The sequence below is a fragment of the Stenotrophomonas sp. MYb238 genome, assembly GCF_009496535.1.
Lineage (GTDB): Bacteria > Pseudomonadota > Gammaproteobacteria > Xanthomonadales > Xanthomonadaceae > Stenotrophomonas.
The window spans coordinates 1-16,936 of the sequence record NZ_WIDL01000040.1; the positions used below are offsets into that span (position 1 = coordinate 1).

10 protein-coding genes are annotated in these 16,936 nt (G+C 68.7%); all 10 read right to left on the bottom strand.

The window, feature by feature from the left end; translation table 11 throughout:
• On the bottom strand, positions 1-881 hold an 881-nt coding region (locus tag CQ393_RS17580; protein ID WP_153193565.1), incomplete at its 3' end, for a cache domain-containing protein.
• A 204-nt stretch (positions 882-1,085) separates the two neighbouring features.
• Positions 1,086-3,464 (bottom strand): methyl-accepting chemotaxis protein, encoded by a 2,379-nt coding sequence (locus CQ393_RS17585; protein WP_153193567.1) that lies wholly within the window; start codon positions 3,462-3,464, stop codon positions 1,086-1,088.
• 82 nt (positions 3,465-3,546) lie between these two features.
• Entirely contained in the window at positions 3,547-3,927 is a 381-nt protein-coding gene (locus CQ393_RS17590; protein WP_153193569.1) for a hypothetical protein, read from the bottom strand.
• A gap of 116 nt (positions 3,928-4,043) precedes the next feature.
• Positions 4,044-4,535 (bottom strand): chemotaxis protein CheW, encoded by a 492-nt coding sequence (locus CQ393_RS17595; RefSeq protein ID WP_153193571.1) that lies wholly within the window; start codon positions 4,533-4,535, stop codon positions 4,044-4,046.
• Positions 4,536-4,620: 85 nt separating this feature from the next.
• Complete coding sequence (locus CQ393_RS17600) at positions 4,621-5,394, bottom strand: flagellar brake protein (RefSeq protein WP_153193573.1); 774 nt, start codon at positions 5,392-5,394, stop codon at positions 4,621-4,623.
• A gap of 133 nt (positions 5,395-5,527) precedes the next feature.
• Positions 5,528-7,900 (bottom strand): methyl-accepting chemotaxis protein, encoded by a 2,373-nt coding sequence (locus CQ393_RS18415; protein WP_194269713.1) that lies wholly within the window; start codon positions 7,898-7,900, stop codon positions 5,528-5,530.
• Positions 7,901-8,173: 273 nt separating this feature from the next.
• Positions 8,174-10,819: a methyl-accepting chemotaxis protein gene (locus tag CQ393_RS17610; protein WP_153193574.1), complete on the bottom strand. Its 2,646-nt coding sequence runs from the start codon at positions 10,817-10,819 to the stop codon at positions 8,174-8,176.
• Positions 10,820-10,954: 135 nt separating this feature from the next.
• On the bottom strand, positions 10,955-13,189 hold the full coding sequence (locus CQ393_RS17615; RefSeq protein ID WP_153193576.1) for a methyl-accepting chemotaxis protein: 2,235 nt from the start codon (positions 13,187-13,189) through the stop codon (positions 10,955-10,957).
• A gap of 182 nt (positions 13,190-13,371) precedes the next feature.
• Positions 13,372-16,104 carry a methyl-accepting chemotaxis protein gene (locus CQ393_RS18420; RefSeq protein ID WP_306767967.1) on the bottom strand — a complete coding sequence of 911 codons (2,733 nt, stop codon included), beginning with the start codon at positions 16,102-16,104 and terminating at the stop codon, positions 13,372-13,374.
• Positions 16,105-16,252: 148 nt separating this feature from the next.
• The coding region (locus tag CQ393_RS17625) for a methyl-accepting chemotaxis protein (RefSeq protein WP_228114654.1) at positions 16,253-16,936 on the bottom strand (684 nt) is incomplete at its 5' end.

Sequence of the window (16,936 nt, forward strand, 5' to 3'; positions counted from 1 at the left end):
GCGGCCTGGTCCATGCGGTAGCTGATGATGCCGGCTTCATGCTGGCGCTCCATCTCCTGCTGGGCGGCGATCACCGCCTGCAGCTGCGCCTGCATGCGCTGCATGCTGCCCAGCAGCTGGCCGGGTTCGTCGCGCGAGGTCTGCGCGATGGCGTTGTCCAGGCGGCCGCCGGCGATGGCGTCGGCGACGGTGGTGGCCCTGCGCAGCGGCAGCACGATGCGGCTGCCGATCACCCAGCTCAGCCCGAACACCAGCAGCACCAGCACGCCGCCGGCGAGGGTCATGATCCCGGTGAAACGCAGGGCCTGGGTCTGCACGTCGTCCATGTAGACGCCGGTGGAGACCACCCAGTTCCAGGGCTTGTACATGCCGGCGTAGGCGAGCTTGGGAACGGGCTTGTCCTGCCCCGGCTTGGCCCACTCGTAGCCCACGTAGCCGCCGCCGGCCTTCGCCGCCTCGACCTGGTCGTGGTACAGGCGCACGCCGTCCTCGCTGCGGAAGTCCTTCATGTCCTTGCCGAGGAGGTCCTTGCGGAACGGGTGCATCAGCACGACGTAGTCGGTGCTGTAGATGTTGAAGTAGCTGGAGTCGTCCTTGGCGCGCATCGTTTCCAGCGCGGCGATCGCCTCGGCCTGGGCGCGGTCCAGCGGCAGGGTGCCGTCGGCCACGCGCTCGACGTAGTGGTCCAGCACGCCGTAGGTCAGCTCGACGTCGCTCTGCAGCGAGGCCTTGCGGGTCTCGTAGAGATCCAGGTACTGCATGCGCGCGGCGATCACCGCCAGCGCGATCACGCCGACGGCGATGATGACCGTGAGCAGGTTGAGCTTGCCACGTACCGAAATGTTGGAGATGAAGCTCGACCAGCTGCGGAGAATGTTCATGCGCGAATAGGGGGATATGGGGGACGGCCGGTACCGCGGCGTCAGGCGCGGGGGCGGGACTTCACCTGGAGATATCGGCCGGGCGCCAGGCAAGTTGAGCGGCCGCAAACGGGCCGGCATCGCACGGCGGCGCCTGGGCGCCGCGACCGCGCATGGCCGACAGCAGAACCCCGGCTTGCGCCGGGGTTGCTGTCGGGGGAGCGGTCAGAACTCCTGCCAGTCGGAGTCCATGGCCTCGGCCACGGCCACGCGTGCCTGGCTGCGCGGACGCGGCTCGGGCGGATGGGCGGCCGGCGACGGCGCCGCGGCGACCGCCACCGGGGCGGGCGCCACCCGCACCGGGGCCGCAGGCGCGTCGCGCTCGTCCAGGCGGAACAGCGCCACGGCCTCGGCCAGGTGCGCGGCCTGTTCTTCCATCGAACGCGCGGCGGCGGTGGCTTCTTCCACCAGCGCGGCGTTCTGCTGGGTGGTCTCGTCCATCTGGGTGACGGTCTGGTTGACCTGCTCGATGCCGGCGCTCTGTTCCTGCGAGGCAGCGGAGATCTCGGCCATGATGTCGGTCACGCGCTGCACCGAGCTGACGATCTCGCCCATGGTGGTGCCGGCGCGGCGGACGAGCTGCGAGCCTTCGCCGACCTTGCCGACCGAATCCTGGATCAGTTCCTTGATCTCCTTGGCCGCACCGGCCGAGCGCTGGGCCAGCGTGCGCACTTCCGAGGCGACCACGGCGAAGCCGCGGCCCTGCTCGCCGGCACGTGCCGCTTCCACCGCGGCGTTCAACGCCAGGATGTTGGTCTGGAAGGCGATGCCGTCGATCACGCTGATGATGTCGGCGATCTTCTTGGACGAGGACTCGATGGCCGACATGGTGGTGACCACCTGGCCGACGACTTCGCCGCCCTGCGAGGCGACCCCGGCCGCGCCCTGGGCCAGTTGGTTGGCCTGGCGGGCGTGTTCGGCGTTCTGGCGCACGGTGGAGGTCAGTTCCTCCATCGACGCGGCGGTTTCCTCAAGATTGGCGGCCTGCTGCTCGGTGCGGCGCGACAGGTCGCTGTTGCCCGAGGCGATCTCGCCGGCCGCCGAATTGATCGCCGTGGCCGACTGCTTGATGCGGCCGACGATGGCGGTCAGCTGCTCGGCGGTGGCATTGGCGTCGTCGCGCATCCGCGCGAACACACCCTGGAAATCGCCCTGCATGCGCACGGTCAGGTCGCCCTGCGACAGTGCCGACAGCAGCCCGGAGATCTGCTCCAGGCTGACGGCGTTGGCGTCGAGCAGGCTGTTGAGCTGGCGCGCCAGTTCCAGGAAGAAACCGTCCTTGCCGTCGGTGCCGATGCGGCCACTGAGGTCGCCCGCGGCGGCCGCGTCGATCACCCGCGCCACCTCGCGTTCGACCATGGCTTCGGTGGTGCGGTCGCGCCACTCCACGACATGGCCGACGACACTGCCGGCCTCGTCGCGGATGGCCGAGATGGTCTGCGCGAACTGGGCGTCGCCGTAGCGCATCTGGCGCGAAGCCACGCCGGTGCGCTGCAGCGCGTCGAGCACGCTGTGGTCCATCTCGCCGCGGAATTCCAGCGCGGTCACCGGCTGGCCGACCAGCGGGCGCGAGGCGTCGTAATGGTCGAGCGCGCCGTTGATGTCGCTGGCGTAGCGCTCCAGCGTGTGCGCCAGGGCGCGGTTGGCGTAGACGATCTGCAGGTCGGTATTGGTCAGGTACACGCCGGTGGAGGAATAGTCCAGCGCGGTGCGGATGCGCAGGTTCTCGGCGGCGATGGCCTGGTCGCGCTCGATGCGCTCGCGCAGGTCGCGCTGCATGCGCTGCATGGAGCGCAGCAGTTCGCCGACCTCGTCGGCGCGGCGGGTGTCGATGGTGCCGTCGAGCTTGCCGCCGGCGATCTCGTTGGCGACGTCCACCGCGCCGCGCATCGATCCGACCAGCGAACGGGCGAACAGCCAGGCCAGCAGCAGACCGGTGCCGACGCCGATGATCACCGCGATCACGGTGACGGTGGCCGAGGCGGCATAGGTTTCGGCGGCCTCGTCGCTGGCCGCCTGGGCGCGGGTATTCTCGTCGGCCGACAGCGCCTCGAGCGAGGCGGTGGCCTTGCGGTGCAGGTTGCGGGTCTCGCCGACGAAGGTGTCGATGGCGTCGTCGGGCAGATCCAGTTCCAGCATTTCGGTAACCGAATCGTAGGACTTCTTGGTGGCGTCCCAGTCGGCGACGAAGGTGTCGAACAGCTTGCGCTGCTGCGGGTTGTCGACCAGCTTGGAGTACGCGCCGATGGATTCGTCGATATGCGTGCGCAGTTCGCCGGCGCGGGCCTTGGCCTCGGCCTTCACCTCGTCGCTGGCGCGGACCAGGCTCTGGTAGGACGCGTTGCGGTATTCGCTGACCATGGCGGCCAGTTCGCCGCTGGTGCGCAGGCCGGCCATGCGTTTGTCGGCGATCTCGTTGGTGACGTTGTCCAGCGAGTGCAGGCCGCGATAGGCCACGATGCCCTGGATCAGCATCACGAACAGGACGATGCCGAAGGTAAGCATCAGCTTCGGCATCAGGTTGAGGTTCTTGATCCACTGCATGGTTGCGCTGTCTCCTGCTGCGTCCCCGGGCGCTGCCGCGGGACCGTGCCGGCGGCAGCCGGCACGGCGACGACGGGATGGATTACTTGATGTTGGCGAGCTTCAGGTTGGAAGGCGTGGTGACCTCGATCTCCGCGCGCGAGGCATCGCGCTGGATCTTGCCGATCGCGCACACGGTCTTGCCTTCCAGCGACATCAGGTCGAAGCCGAAGTTGCCGCGCGCCGAGCCGGGGATGCGCGCCGAGAAGGTGTGGCGCGGGAACGCGCCGCCCATGTGCAGGAAGGTCGGCTGGCCTTCGGAGCCTTCGGCGTAGCGGGCCTTCTCGACCTTGCCGCAGACCATGCCGTCCTTGCCGGCGAAGCGGGGGGCGTTCTCGGGCGGAATCATCTCGTCGGCGGCAGCGGCCAGGGACACGCTTGCCAGCAGGGCCGCGGACATCAGCGAAATGAGGGACTTGGACATCTTTTTCTCCGGATTGGGTTTTCACCGGCGAACGGCCGGCCATGCGCTCGGTATCGGCAGCCGGGGCCGATGATTGATACGCCGCGCGTTGAAATGTGACTGCTATCGCGTTTTGGTCAGGCCGCGGCTTCTTCCGTCACGGCCGCCTGGCCCAGGTCGGCGGTATCGAGCAGGGTCTCGATGTCCAGCAGGATCAGCATGCGCTCGTCCTGGGTGCCGATGCCGGAGATGAAGCGGGTGTCCACGGCCGCGCCGAATTCCGGCTTGGGGCGGATCTGTTCGGCGTTGAGCGGGATCACGTCCGAGACGCTGTCCACGACGATGCCGACCACGCGGTCCTCGACGTTGAGCACGATCATCACGGTGAAGGCGTCGTAGCGCGCCTCGTCCAGGCGCAGCTTCAGGCGCAGGTCGATGACCGGCACGATGGTGCCGCGCAGGTTGATCACGCCCTTGATGTAGTCCGGCGCGTCGGGCACGCGGGTGACCGCGTCGTAGCCGCGGATTTCCTGCACCTTGAGGATGTCCACCCCGTAGTGCTCGTTGCCGAGGGTGAAGCTGAGGTACTCGCCGCCGGTGGTGGCGGCGTGGGCGCTGGTGTCGTTCATTGGGTTCCTGGTCCTGGCGGCGCGCGGGTGCGGAAGAGAGACACTCCGTGTATCGGCGCCGGCGGCCAGGACTTTAGGCGGCCGGCTAGACGCCGCCGTTCAGGCGCGCCTTGCGCTCGCGGTCGACGCGGAAGATGTAGCGCTGGATGGCGGCGTCGGCGCCGCGCGGCAGGTTCTCGAAGCGCAGGCCGACGCGCTGCTGTTCGACGCCGTTGGCCTGCTTGCGCACCAGCTGGCTGCAGACCACCAGGTCCACCGGGACCGGCGCCGAGTCGGGCAGCTGCAGTTCGCAGGCGCCCAGGCGCTGCTGCAGGCGCAGCAGGGTCAGGTCCGGCGGCAACAGGATGGCGATGCCGCCGGCACTGATGTCCACCACGCGCCAGCGCAGCGGATCGCCGCCCTGCGGATCGGGAATGACGCACCAGGGCGAATCGCCGACCGGGGTCTCCAGGCGGTACAGCTCGCGCCGCTGCAGGTGGTAGACCTCTTCCGGGAACCCGACGCGGAACGCGGTGCGGCCGTCCTCGGCCAGCACCTGCGGGTGTTCCAGCCGGAAGCGGACCATGACCTTGTCTACCTGCGCGAAGCACAGCAGGTGCGAGGCCTCGCCGACGCTGCGGTTCACCGACGGCAGCGGGCTGCCGTCGAGCAGGAGGTCGTCCTCGTCCAGTTCCAGCACGGCGCTGGGATAGGATTGCTCGCGGCCGTCGGGATGGACCGCGACCGTGGCGCGCTGGTCGATCAGCGCCTGCAGCAGCAGGCGGATCTGGCGCGGATTGCGGACCATGTACTTCTCGTCGGCATATAGGTTGCCGTCGAAGGAGGAAAGGGCGGATTCCGTCGGTTCGCGCTCTGACATGGTCTCTGGAACAGGGAAGGCGGAGGCCTGAAGGCAACAGCATACCGGCAGGGCTTCATGGAGTATCGGCCCCTTCCCCTGGCTCTTTAGCGCCGGCGACGCTGCGCCGGCGCCCTGGCGTGCGATCGGCCGCTCAGAACTCCTGCCAGTCGCCGGCGTCGGTCGTGGCGGCGGCCGGCGGCGCGGGGCGCGTGCGGCTGGGGGCCGGCGTGGACGCGGGCGTGGGCGGCACGACCTTGAGCACCGGTCGCGCGGCCGGCATGGCCTGGGCGGAGGTGGTGCGGAACATCGCGACCGCGGACGCCAGGTCGTTGGCCTGTTCCTCCATGGAACGTGCGGCGGCGGTGGCTTCTTCCACCAGCGCGGCGTTCTGCTGGGTGGTCTCGTCCATCTGGGTGACGGTCTGGTTGACCTGCTCGATGCCGGCGCTCTGTTCCTGCGAGGCGGCACTGATTTCGGCCATGATGTCGGTCACGCGCTGCACCGAGGTCACGATCTCGCCCATGGTGGTGCCGGCCTGGTGCACCAGCTGCGAACCTTCGGACACCTTGTCGACCGAGTCCTCGATCAGCCCCTTGATCTCCTTGGCCGCACCGGCGGAGCGCTGGGCCAGCGTGCGTACTTCCGAGGCAACCACGGCGAAGCCGCGGCCCTGCTCGCCGGCACGTGCCGCTTCCACCGCGGCGTTGAGCGCCAGGATGTTGGTCTGGAAAGCGATGCCGTCGATTACGCTGATGATGTCGGCGATCTTCTTGGACGAGGCTTCGATGGCCGACATGGTGGTGACCACCTTGCCGACGATGTCGCCGCCCTGCGAGGCCACGCCATGCGCGCCCTGGGCCAGCTGGTTGGCCTGGCGGGCGTGCTCGGCGTTCTGGCGCACGGTGGAGGTCAGCTCCTCCATCGAGGCGGCGGTTTCCTCAAGGTTGGCGGCCTGCTGTTCGGTACGGCGCGACAGGTCGTTGTTGCCGGTGGCGATCTCCGCCGCGGCCCGGTTGATGCTGGACGCCGCGGTCTGGATGCGGTCGATGATGCCGGTGAGCTGGATGACGGTGGCGTTGGCGTCGTCGCGCATGTCGGCGAACATGCCGCGGTAGTCGCCTTCCATCTGCACGGTGAGGTCGCCGTGCGAAAGCGCGCGCAGCACGCCGGAGACCTGCTGGACGCTGGTGCCGATGGCCGCCAGCAGCCCGTTGAGCTGCTCGGAGATCTGCAGCAGGAAGCCGCTCTTGCCCTCCAGGCGCACGCGCCCGGACAGGTCGCCGCGCGAGGCGGCGACGATGATGTCGCTGACTTCCTGCTCGACCTGGACCTCGACGGTGCGGTCGTCCCACTCCACCACGTAGCCGATGCGCTTGCCGTCGGCGTCGGCGACCGGGTTGATGATCTGCCGCATCACGTGCCCGCCGACGCTGATCTGCGCGCGATGGGTGCCGTGCAGTTCGCCCAGCAGCTTGCGCTGGTGCGGCGGATGCTTGTGGAAGATGTCGATGTTGCTGCCGATCAGCGTCTGCATGTCGAAATGGGGCAGGTCGCGGCGCAGGTCCAGCTCGGCCTTGCCCAGCATCTCCATCAGCGGGCGGTTGGCGTAGATGATGGTGAGGTCGGCGTCGGCGATCATCACGCTGGTGGTGACATCGTCCAGCGCGGTGCGGATGCGCAGGTCCTCGGCGGCGCGCGCGCGGTCCTGCTCGGCGCGGGTGCGGAGCTGGCCGACCATCTCGCCGATGGCGGTGTACATCTGCCCGATCTCGTCGCGCGAATGGTGGTCCACGCGCACGTCCAGTTCGCCGTGCGAGACGGCCTGGATCGCGCCCAGCGCGCCGGACAGCGGGCGCAGGATGGAGCGGGCTATCAGCCAGCACAGCAGCAGCGCCGACAGCAGCACCAGCACGCCGGCCAGGATCAGCACCTTGCTGAAGCTCCAGGCGCGCGCGGCGATGTCGTCGGTGTATTCGCCGCTGCCGATGATCCAGCCCCAGCGCTTGTGCAGGCCGACGTAGGAGATCTTCTGCACCGCGCCGTCGACGCCGGGCTTGGGCCAGGTGTAGTCGAGGAAGCCGCCGCCGTCCTGCTGCCCCAGCCTGACCATCTCCACGAAGATCTTCTTGCCGTCGGCGCTGGTGGTGTCGCTGAGATCCTTGCCGTTCAACGCGGTCTGGTAGGGGTGCATCAGCATGGTGGGGTGTTCGTCGTTCACCCACAGGTAGTCGCTGCCGTTGGCGCTGCGCAGCGATTCGATGGCGGCCAGCGCCTGCTGCCGCGCATCCTGCTCGCTCAGTTCGCCGGCGGCAGCGCGGTCGGCGTAGCGGTTGGCCAGGGCCAGCGCCGCCTCCACGCGCGTATGCAGCGCCCGGCGTTCGTTCTGGATCAGTTCGTCGTGGTTGCGCTTGGCGGTGACCAGGCACAGGGCGACGATGCCGGCCGCCAGGATGGCGAGCATCAGCATGAATTTCCGCCGCAGCGGCAGGTCGCTGAAGATACGCAGGGCAGTGTGGGTGTTCATCCGGCTGTTTCCTTTTCCGTCATCGCGTATTGAAGGGGATGGCCCTGCGTCCTCGGGCACGAGCGAACAGCTGCCTCCCGTGTTATCGGCGCTCCCAAAGCCCTCTGCAGTGGCCGTGGGCGGGAGATGTCATTCCATGACGGGAGGCGGGATCGGGATGGAACCGGGTTCACGGAACCAGCCCTCTGCGGACGGGCCGGCATCTGTCCTGCGTTGCCTGTTGTCGGGTTTCCCACGGGCGGCCCGCCAGGGCGGGGCCGCCTGCGGAGCGGATCAGAACTCCTGCCAGTCGCTGCCGTCGGCCGCCACCGCCTCGGCCGGGCGCGCGGCGGCGGGCGGTGCCGGTCGTCGTGCGGCGGCCGGCGGCCGGACTTCGGCGCGCCGCGGCGCCGCCTGCGGCACGGACGGCGCCTGGGCCGGGACCGGCGCAACGTCGATGCGGAACAGGGCGACCGCGGCCGCCAGATGGTTCGCCTGTTCCTCCATGGAACGGGCGGCGGCGGTGGCTTCCTCGACCAGCGCGGCGTTCTGCTGGGTGGTCTCGTCCATCTGCATCACGGTCTGGTTGACCTGCTCGATGCCGGCGCTCTGTTCCTGCGAAGCGGCGGAGATCTCGGCCATGATGTCGGTCACCCGCTGCACCGAGGTCACGATCTCGCCCATGGTGGTGCCGGCCTGGTGCACCAGCTGCGAGCCTTCGGAGACCTTGTCGACCGAGTCCTCGATCAGCCCCTTGATCTCCTTGGCCGCGCCGGCCGAACGCTGGGCCAGCGTGCGTACCTCGCTTGCGACCACGGCAAAGCCGCGGCCCTGCTCGCCGGCGCGCGCCGCTTCCACCGCGGCGTTGAGCGCCAGGATGTTGGTCTGGAAAGCGATGCCGTCGATCACGCTGATGATGTCGGCGATCTTCTTCGACGAGGACTCGATGGCCGACATGGTGGTGACGACCTGGCTGACGACCTGGCCGCCCTGCGAAGCGACGCCGGCTGCGCCCTGCGCCAGCTGGTTGGCCTGGCGGGCGTGCTCGGCGTTCTGGCGCACGGTGGAGGTCAGCTCCTCCATCGACGCGGCGGTTTCCTCAAGATTGGCGGCCTGCTGCTCGGTACGGCGCGACAGGTCGTTGTTGCCGGTGGCGATTTCCGAGGCCGCCAGGTTGATGCTGGAAGCCGACTGCTGGATGCGGCCGACGATCGAGGTCAGCTGGGCGACGGTGGCATTGGCGTCGTCGCGCATCTTGGCGAACACGCCATGGAAGTCGCCGTGCATGCGCGCGGTGAGGTCGCCGCGGGCGATAGCCTGCAGCAGTTCGGACACTTCGGACAGGTTGCCGTCGGTGGTTTCCATCAGCCGGTTGAGTCCGGCGACCATGTCGCGGAAGTCGTGCTCGAAGCGGCCCTCGTCGCCGCGCAGGCTGAAATCGCCTGCCGCCGCGGCGCCGGCCAGGCGCTTGATCTCGGCGTTGATCGCCGACAGGCTGGCCTTGGTCTCGTCCATGGCCTGGGTGATGGCGGCCTTCTCGCCGGGCAGCCGGTCCATGTCCACCGACAGGTCGCCGCGGGCGTAGTGCCTCATTATCCCGATCAGGTGCTGCTGCACCTGCACGTGCGAGCCGACCAGCGCGTTGGTCTCCTGCACCATGCGGCCGTAGTCGCCGGCGAAGCCGGACGCGTCGATGCGGTAGCTGATGTTGCCCTCGTCGTGGCGCTTGGCCATCTCGTTCTGCGCCTGGATCACCGCCTTGATCTGCTCGCGCATGTGCGACTGCGCGCGGAGCAGCTGGCCCAGCTCGTCGTTGCGCCGCTCGGGGATGACGGTGTCCAGCCGGCCCTGGGCGACGTCGCCGGAAACGCGCACGGCGTCGGCCAGCGGGCGCAGCACCAGTCCGCGCAGCAGCAGCCACAGGCCCGCGCACAGCGAGGCGGCGGCCAGCAGGCCGACCAGCGCCACCAGCCCGAGCAGCGAGCGGGCCTGCGCGGTCAGCAGGTCGCGCGGGACCAGGATGCCCAGGGCGAAACGGCGGTTGTTCTCGCCTACGCGCAGTGGCGCATAGACCTTGACCATGCCCTGCGCGTCGGCCTTGAAGTCGCTGTACAGCTGGTCCTTGGCGGTGGCGGCGAGAATCGCCTTGGTGGTCTCGTCGTTGCGGCTCTTGCCGACGTTGGCCGCGTCCGGGGAGGACACGACCATGCCCATCGGCGAGAGCAGTTCGGCACGGCCTTCGCCCATCGGCCGCAGCTGGGCGACGCGCTGCTGCAGGGTGGACAGCTCGAAGTCCGCGGTGACCACGCCCAGCACCTGGTCGCCCTCCATGATCGGAATGGCGATCGTGGTCAGCATCAGGGTCTTGCCGCCGACCTCGTAGGGGTAGGGCTCGATGATGACCGGCTTCTTCAGCGTCTTGGGCGTGACATACCAGGCGCCCAGCGTGGGATCGTCGTAGTCGTGCAGCGGTTCGCTGACCAGCTGGTCGCCGACCCGCGCCCAGTAGCTCATGAAGCGCCCGGTGGAATCGTGCTCTGGAGCATCGACGAATTCGGCGTCCTTGCCGTCGAAGGCGTCCGGTTCCCACAGGACGCACATGCCGGCGCGCTCCGGATGCAGTTGCAGCTGCTGCCGGAAGGTCTGGGAGACGGTGGCGCGGCTGATCTGGCCGCGCTGGGTGTGCAGGCTCTCGGCCAGGGTCTGCACCGCGTCGTAGGTCCGGCTCAGTTCGATGGCCAGTCGCTGCGACTCGAACTGGGCCAGGTTCTCCAGCGCGCCCTGCGAGGACGCCAGCAGGGCGCGGCTGCTCTTCCAGTAGCTGATGGCGGCGGTCAGGCCGAAGGCCGACAGGGCGATCAGGGCGATGCCCAGCATCAAACGGGTGGCGACGCTGCTCTTGTGTTCGCCGGACGTGGAACGGTGGGACGAGGTGGACATGGAGAGGCCGATGAGGACGGAATCTCCAGCATCATCGGTAAGGAACGGCGGTTCTTGAGGGCTGTGGCGACCGTCCGTCGGGAACTCCGGCCGGCGGCCCGGATCCGGGCCGCCGGGTGTCTGGAAGCGATCGGCTCAGAACTCCTGCCAATCGCCGGCATCGGTGACCATCGCCGGTTCGATGGCGCGTGGAGCCGGGGCCAGTCTGGGCGCCGGCGCCGGCGCTTGAGCCGGAACGGGAGCACGGACCGGGGCGACAGGGCGGGCGGCGGCGGGCCTGCCGCCGCCGGTACGGAACACGGACACCGCCTCGGCCAGCTGGGTGGCCTGCTCCTCCATCGCATGCGCGGCGGCGGTGGCTTCCTCCACCAGGGCGGCGTTCTGCTGGGTGGCTTCGTCCATCTGCACCACGGTCTGGTTGACCTGTTCGATGCCGGCGCTCTGTTCCTGAGAAGCGGCGGAGATCTCGGCCATGATGTCGGTCACCCGCTGCACCGAGCTGACGATCTCGCCCATGGTGGTGCCGGCCTGGTGCACCAGTTGCGAGCCTTCGGAGACCTTGTCGACCGAGTCCTCGATCAGCCCCTTGATTTCCTTGGCCGCGCCGGCCGAACGCTGTGCCAGCGTGCGCACCTCGCTTGCGACCACGGCGAAGCCGCGACCCTGCTCGCCGGCGCGCGCCGCTTCCACCGCCGCGTTGAGCGCGAGGATGTTGGTCTGGAAGGCGATGCCGTCGATGACGCTGATGATGTCGGCGATCTTTTTCGACGAGGCTTCGATGTCGGTCATGGTGGTGACCACCTTGCCGACGATGTCGCCGCCCTGCGAGGCCACGCCATGGGCGCCCTGGGCCAGCTGGTTGGCCTGGCGGGCGTGCTCGGCGTTCTGGCGCACGGTGGAGGTCAGTTCCTCCATCGAGGCGGCGGTTTCCTCAAGATTGGCGGCCTGCTGCTCGGTACGGCGCGACAGGTCGTTGTTGCCGGTGGCGATCTCTGAGGCGGCCAGGTTGATGCTGGAAGCCGACTGCTGGATGCGGCCGACGATCGAAGTCAGCTGGGCCACGGTGGCGTTGGCGTCGTCGCGCATCTTGGCGAACACGCCGCGGAAATCGCCCTGCATGCGTGCGGTCAGATCGCCTTCGGCGATGGCGTGCAGCAGCGCCGAGACCTCGGACAGGTTGCCGTCGGTGGTTTCCATCAGCCGGTTGAGCCCGGCGACCATGTCGCGGAAGTCATGCTCGAAGCGGTCCTCGTCGCCGCGCAGGCTGAAATCGCCCGCCGCCGCGGCGCCGGCCAGACGCTTGATCTCGGCGTTGATCGCCGACAGGCTGGCCTTGGTCTCGTCCATGGCCTGGGTGATGGCGGCCTTCTCGCCGGGCAGCCGGTCCATGTCCACCGACAGGTCGCCGCGGGCGTAGTGCTTCATCACCTCGATGATGCGCAGCTTCACGCCGATGTGCTGGCCCACCAGCGCGTTGCTTTCCTCGACCATGCGCCGGTAGTCGCCGGCGAAGGGAGCCGCGTCGATGCGGTAGCTGATGGTGCCGGTTTCGTGCTGCCGGGCCATCTCGCCCTGCGCGGCGATGACCGACTGCACCTGGCGCTGCATGTGCTGCATGGCGCGCAGCAGGTCGGTGACCTCGTCCTTGCCGGAGAGGTCGATGGCATTGTCGAGCCGGCCGCCGGCGATGCCGTTGGCCAGGCCCACGGCGGTGGCCAGCGGGCGGGTCAGGCTGCGGGTGATCAGCAGCGCCAGCAAGGCGCCGAGCGCGATGCTCAGCAGGCCGATGGCCAGCGACAGCTTGCCGGTCCAGCCTTCGATCTGCTGGTACTCGTTGCTGCTTTTCGCGGTCAGTTCGCCCTGGTACTTGAGCAGGCTGGAAATGCTCTCGTTCCAGGCCATGGCGCGCGGGCGCAGTTTGCCGAGCAGGATCTGGATGGCGGCGTCGAAATCGCCGGCGCGCATGTAGTCGTCCAGCTCCTGGGTCGGTCCGGCGGCGAGCCGGCGGGCCTGTTCGATCTCGGCGACCATGCGGTCCCCGGCGGCATCCCGCGGAATCTTGACGTACTGCTCCCAGGTTTGGTCGTAGCGGCGGACAAGCTCCCGGGTGTGGGCCAGGTCCTCGTCGAGACCGTCGCCGCGCTTGATCAGCATCAGCCGGCGGTGCATCAGCGCGGCGTTGTTGGTGTCGAGCATGTCGTTCAACAGGCGCATCTTCACCATGTTGACGTCGGTGAGGTACTTGAACTGCTCCGACTTGCGGCTGTTGCCGTACAGGACGACCGCCAGGATGGCGACGATGAGCAGCAACAGCAGGCCAAAGCCGACGGCAAGCCGCGAACCGACCTTCAGATTCCTTAGGGTAACCATGTCATTCCTTTGATTCGGGTGTTGAGGTCGATGGCGGCCCTGCCATCGGTTTCTTCAGCGGATTGCGCCTGAAACCGCGGTGGGCGGGACCGGCATCCTGGGGACATCCAGGTTTTCTGCCCTGTCGATCGGGCAACAACGGTGGTGCTGCAGAACGGTTTTTGGGGAAGGAAGGTAGGGGATCAGAACTCCTGCCAGTCGCCCGCGTCGGCGGTCGCGGCCTGCTGGCGCGGCTGGGCGACGGCCTTGGAGCGGGGAGGCTGCGCAGGCGGCGCGGCCCGTACGGGGGCCTTGCCGGCGACGGAGACGGCCAGCCGGGCGTCGGTACGGAATTCCGCCACGGCATCGGCCAGCAGGGTGGCCTGTTCCTCCATCGAACGTGCGGCGGCGGTGGCTTCTTCCACCAGCGCGGCGTTCTGCTGGGTGGTCTCGTCCATCTGGGTGACGGTCTGGTTGACCTGCTCGATGCCGGCGCTCTGTTCCTGCGAAGCGGCACTGATCTCGGCCATGATGTCGGTCACGCGCTGCACCGAGGTCACGATCTCGCCCATGGTGGTGCCGGCCTGGTGCACCAGCTGCGAGCCTTCGGAGACCTTGCCGACCGAGTTCTCGATCAGTTCCTTGATCTCCTTGGCCGCGCCGGCCGAACGCTGGGCCAGCATGCGCACTTCCGAGGCGACCACGGCGAAGCCGCGGCCCTGTTCGCCGGCGCGCGCCGCTTCCACCGCGGCGTTCAACGCCAGGATATTGGTCTGGAAGGCGATGCCGTCGATGACGCTGATGATGTCGGCGATCTTCTTCGACGAGGCTTCGATGTCGGCCATGGTGGTGACCACCTGGCTGACGACCTGGCCGCCCTGCGAGGCGACGCCGGCCGCGCCCTGCGCCAGCTGGTTGGCCTGGCGTGCGTGTTCGGCGTTCTGGCGCACGGTGGAGGTCAGTTCCTCCATCGAGGCGGCGGTTTCCTCAAGGTTGGCGGCCTGCTGCTCGGTGCGGCGCGACAGGTCGCTGTTGCCCGAGGCGATCTCGCCGGCGGCGGTATTGATCGCCGACGACGCGCCCTGGATGCGGCCGACGATGGAGGTCAGCTGGTCGACGGTGGCATTGGCATCGTCGCGGATGCGCGCGAACACCCCCTGGTAGCTGCCTTCCATGCGGGTGGTCAGGTCGCCGTGCGACAGCGCGCCGAGCAGGGTCGAGACCTGGCCGACACTGGTGGCGAAGCTGTCCAGCAGGCCGTTGAGCTGTTCGGACAGCTGCAGCAGGAATCCGCTCTTGCCGTCTAGCGTGATGCGCCCGGACAGCTCGCCGCTGGCGGCGGCGGCGACGATGCGGCTGACCTCCTGCTCGACCTGGACCTCGACGGTGCGGTCGTCCCATTCCACGACGTAGCCCAGGCGCCGGCCGTCGCCGTCGGTGACCGGGTTGATGATCTGGCGCATGACGTGGTTGCCGACGGTGATCTGCGTGCGGTGGGTGCCGTGCAGTTCGCCCAGCAGCTTGCGCTGGTGCGGCGGATGCTTGTGGAAGACGTCGATGTTGCTGCCGACCAGCGTCTTCATGTCGAAGTTGGGCAGGTCCTGGCGCAGGTCCTGCTCGGCCTTGCCCAGCATCTCCATCAGCGGGCGGTTGGCGTAGATGATGGTGAGGTCGGCGTCGGCGATCATCACACTGGTGGTGACGTCGTCCAGCGCGGTGCGGATGCGCAGGTTCTCGGCGGCGAGCGCGGCGTCGCGCTCGAGCCGTTCGCGCAGGTTGCCCTGCATGAGCTGCATGGAGCGCATCAGGGTGCCGATCTCGTCCTGGCGCGCCGCCTCGATGCGGCCGTCGAGCTTGCCGTGGGCGATGTCGTCGGCGACGCCCGCGGCGGCGGCCAGCGGACCCACCACCTGCCGGCGCAACAGCACGAACAGCGCCGTGCACAGTCCCAGCGCGGCCAGCAGGCCCACCGCGACGACGATGTACAGCAGCACGTTCGCCTGTCGGGTCAGCAGCGACTGCGGCACGATCACGCCCAGGGCGAAGTGCTGCGCCGTATCGCCCACCTGGATCGGCACGTACATGGCCACGTTGCCGGCCGCATCCGGCACGAACGCCTCGACGGTTTCGCCCTTGGCGATGCGTGCCAGCATCGCGCCGGTGGCGGCATCCTCGCGCAGCTTGCCGACCTCGGCCGGATCGCGGCTGGCCAGCACGCGGCCGGCCGGCGAGAGCAGTTCGACGTGCCCTTCGCCCATCGGCGACAGCTTGGACAGATGCTCCTGCAGCGAGGACAGCGCGAAATCGACCGTGACCACGCCCTGGAAACCACCGTCCTCCAGGATCGGCATGGCGACCGTCGTCATCAGCACCTGCTTGCCGTTGATGGCGTAGCTGTAGGGCTCCACCAGCACGGGCTGCTTGCCCGCGCGCGGCTTCAGGTACCAGTCGCCGTCGCCGGGCACGTCGTAGCCGCGCAGCGCCTCGGTCACCGGGACGCCATCGGACCAGGCCCAGTAGCTCATGAAACGCCCGCTCTCGTCGTGGGCTTCGTCGCCGGTATGCGCGGCATCGGCGCCATCGAACGCGTCCGGTTCCCACAGCGTGCCCATGCCTACCCAGTCCGGATGGCCGCTCAACTGCTGCTTGAACAGGGCCGACACCGCCGGCCGGGTCAGGATGCCCTGCTGCCGCTGCAGGAGCAGGGTCGCGGCCAGGGTATTGGCGGTGTCGTAGGCTTCGCTCAAGCCGTCGGAGACGCGCTGGGCCTCGAGCCCTGCCAGGTTGCGCATCGCGTCCTGGGACGAGGAGAGCAGGGCATGGCTGCTCTTCCAGTAGCTGATGGCGGCGGTCACGCCGAAGGAAAGCAGTGCGATCAGGGCCACGCCCAGCATCAGGCGGCTGACGATGCTGGAACCGGAACGGGGGTGGGGCATGGCTCTCTCCTCTGCCTTGTATCCCTCGACATCGGAACAGCGGCGCATAACTTTAGTGAACAGGGGCGGCGGGGAACCGTTTCCGGTCCCCAGCCGCCCCTGCCGATACCGGTGCGCGGCCCGGGCGGGCGGCGCGGAGGCGGTGCGGTCAGAACTCGTGCATGTCGCCGCCGGCGTCGCGCGCGGCCGGCGTACCGACGCTGCGCAGGACCGGGCGTGCGGACGGCGCGGCGGCCACGCGCGCCAGCGAGGAGGCGACGGTGTCGGACTCGGACAGGCGGAACAGGGAGACCGCATCGCTCAGCTGATGCGCCTGTTCCTCCATCGAACGCGCCGCGGCGGTGGCTTCTTCCACCAGGGCGGCGTTCTGCTGGGTGGTCTCGTCCATCTGGGTGACGGTCTGGTTGACCTGCTCGATGCCGGCGCTCTGTTCCTGAGAAGCGGCGGAGATCTCGGCCATGATGTCGGTCACCCGCTGCACCGAGGTCACGATCTCGCCCATGGTGGTGCCGGCCTGGTGCACCAGCTGCGAACCTTCGGAGACCTTGTCGACCGAATCCTCGATCAGCCCCTTGATCTCCTTGGCCGCGCCGGCCGAACGCTGGGCGAGAGTACGCACTTCCGAGGCGACCACGGCGAAGCCGCGGCCCTGCTCGCCGGCGCGTGCCGCTTCCACCGCGGCGTTGAGCGCCAGGATGTTGGTCTGGAAGGCGATGCCGTCGATCACGCTGATGATGTCGGCGATCTTCTTCGACGAGGCTTCGATGTCGGTCATGGTGGTGACCACCTTGCCGACGATGTCGCCGCCCTGCGAGGCCACGCCATGGGCGCC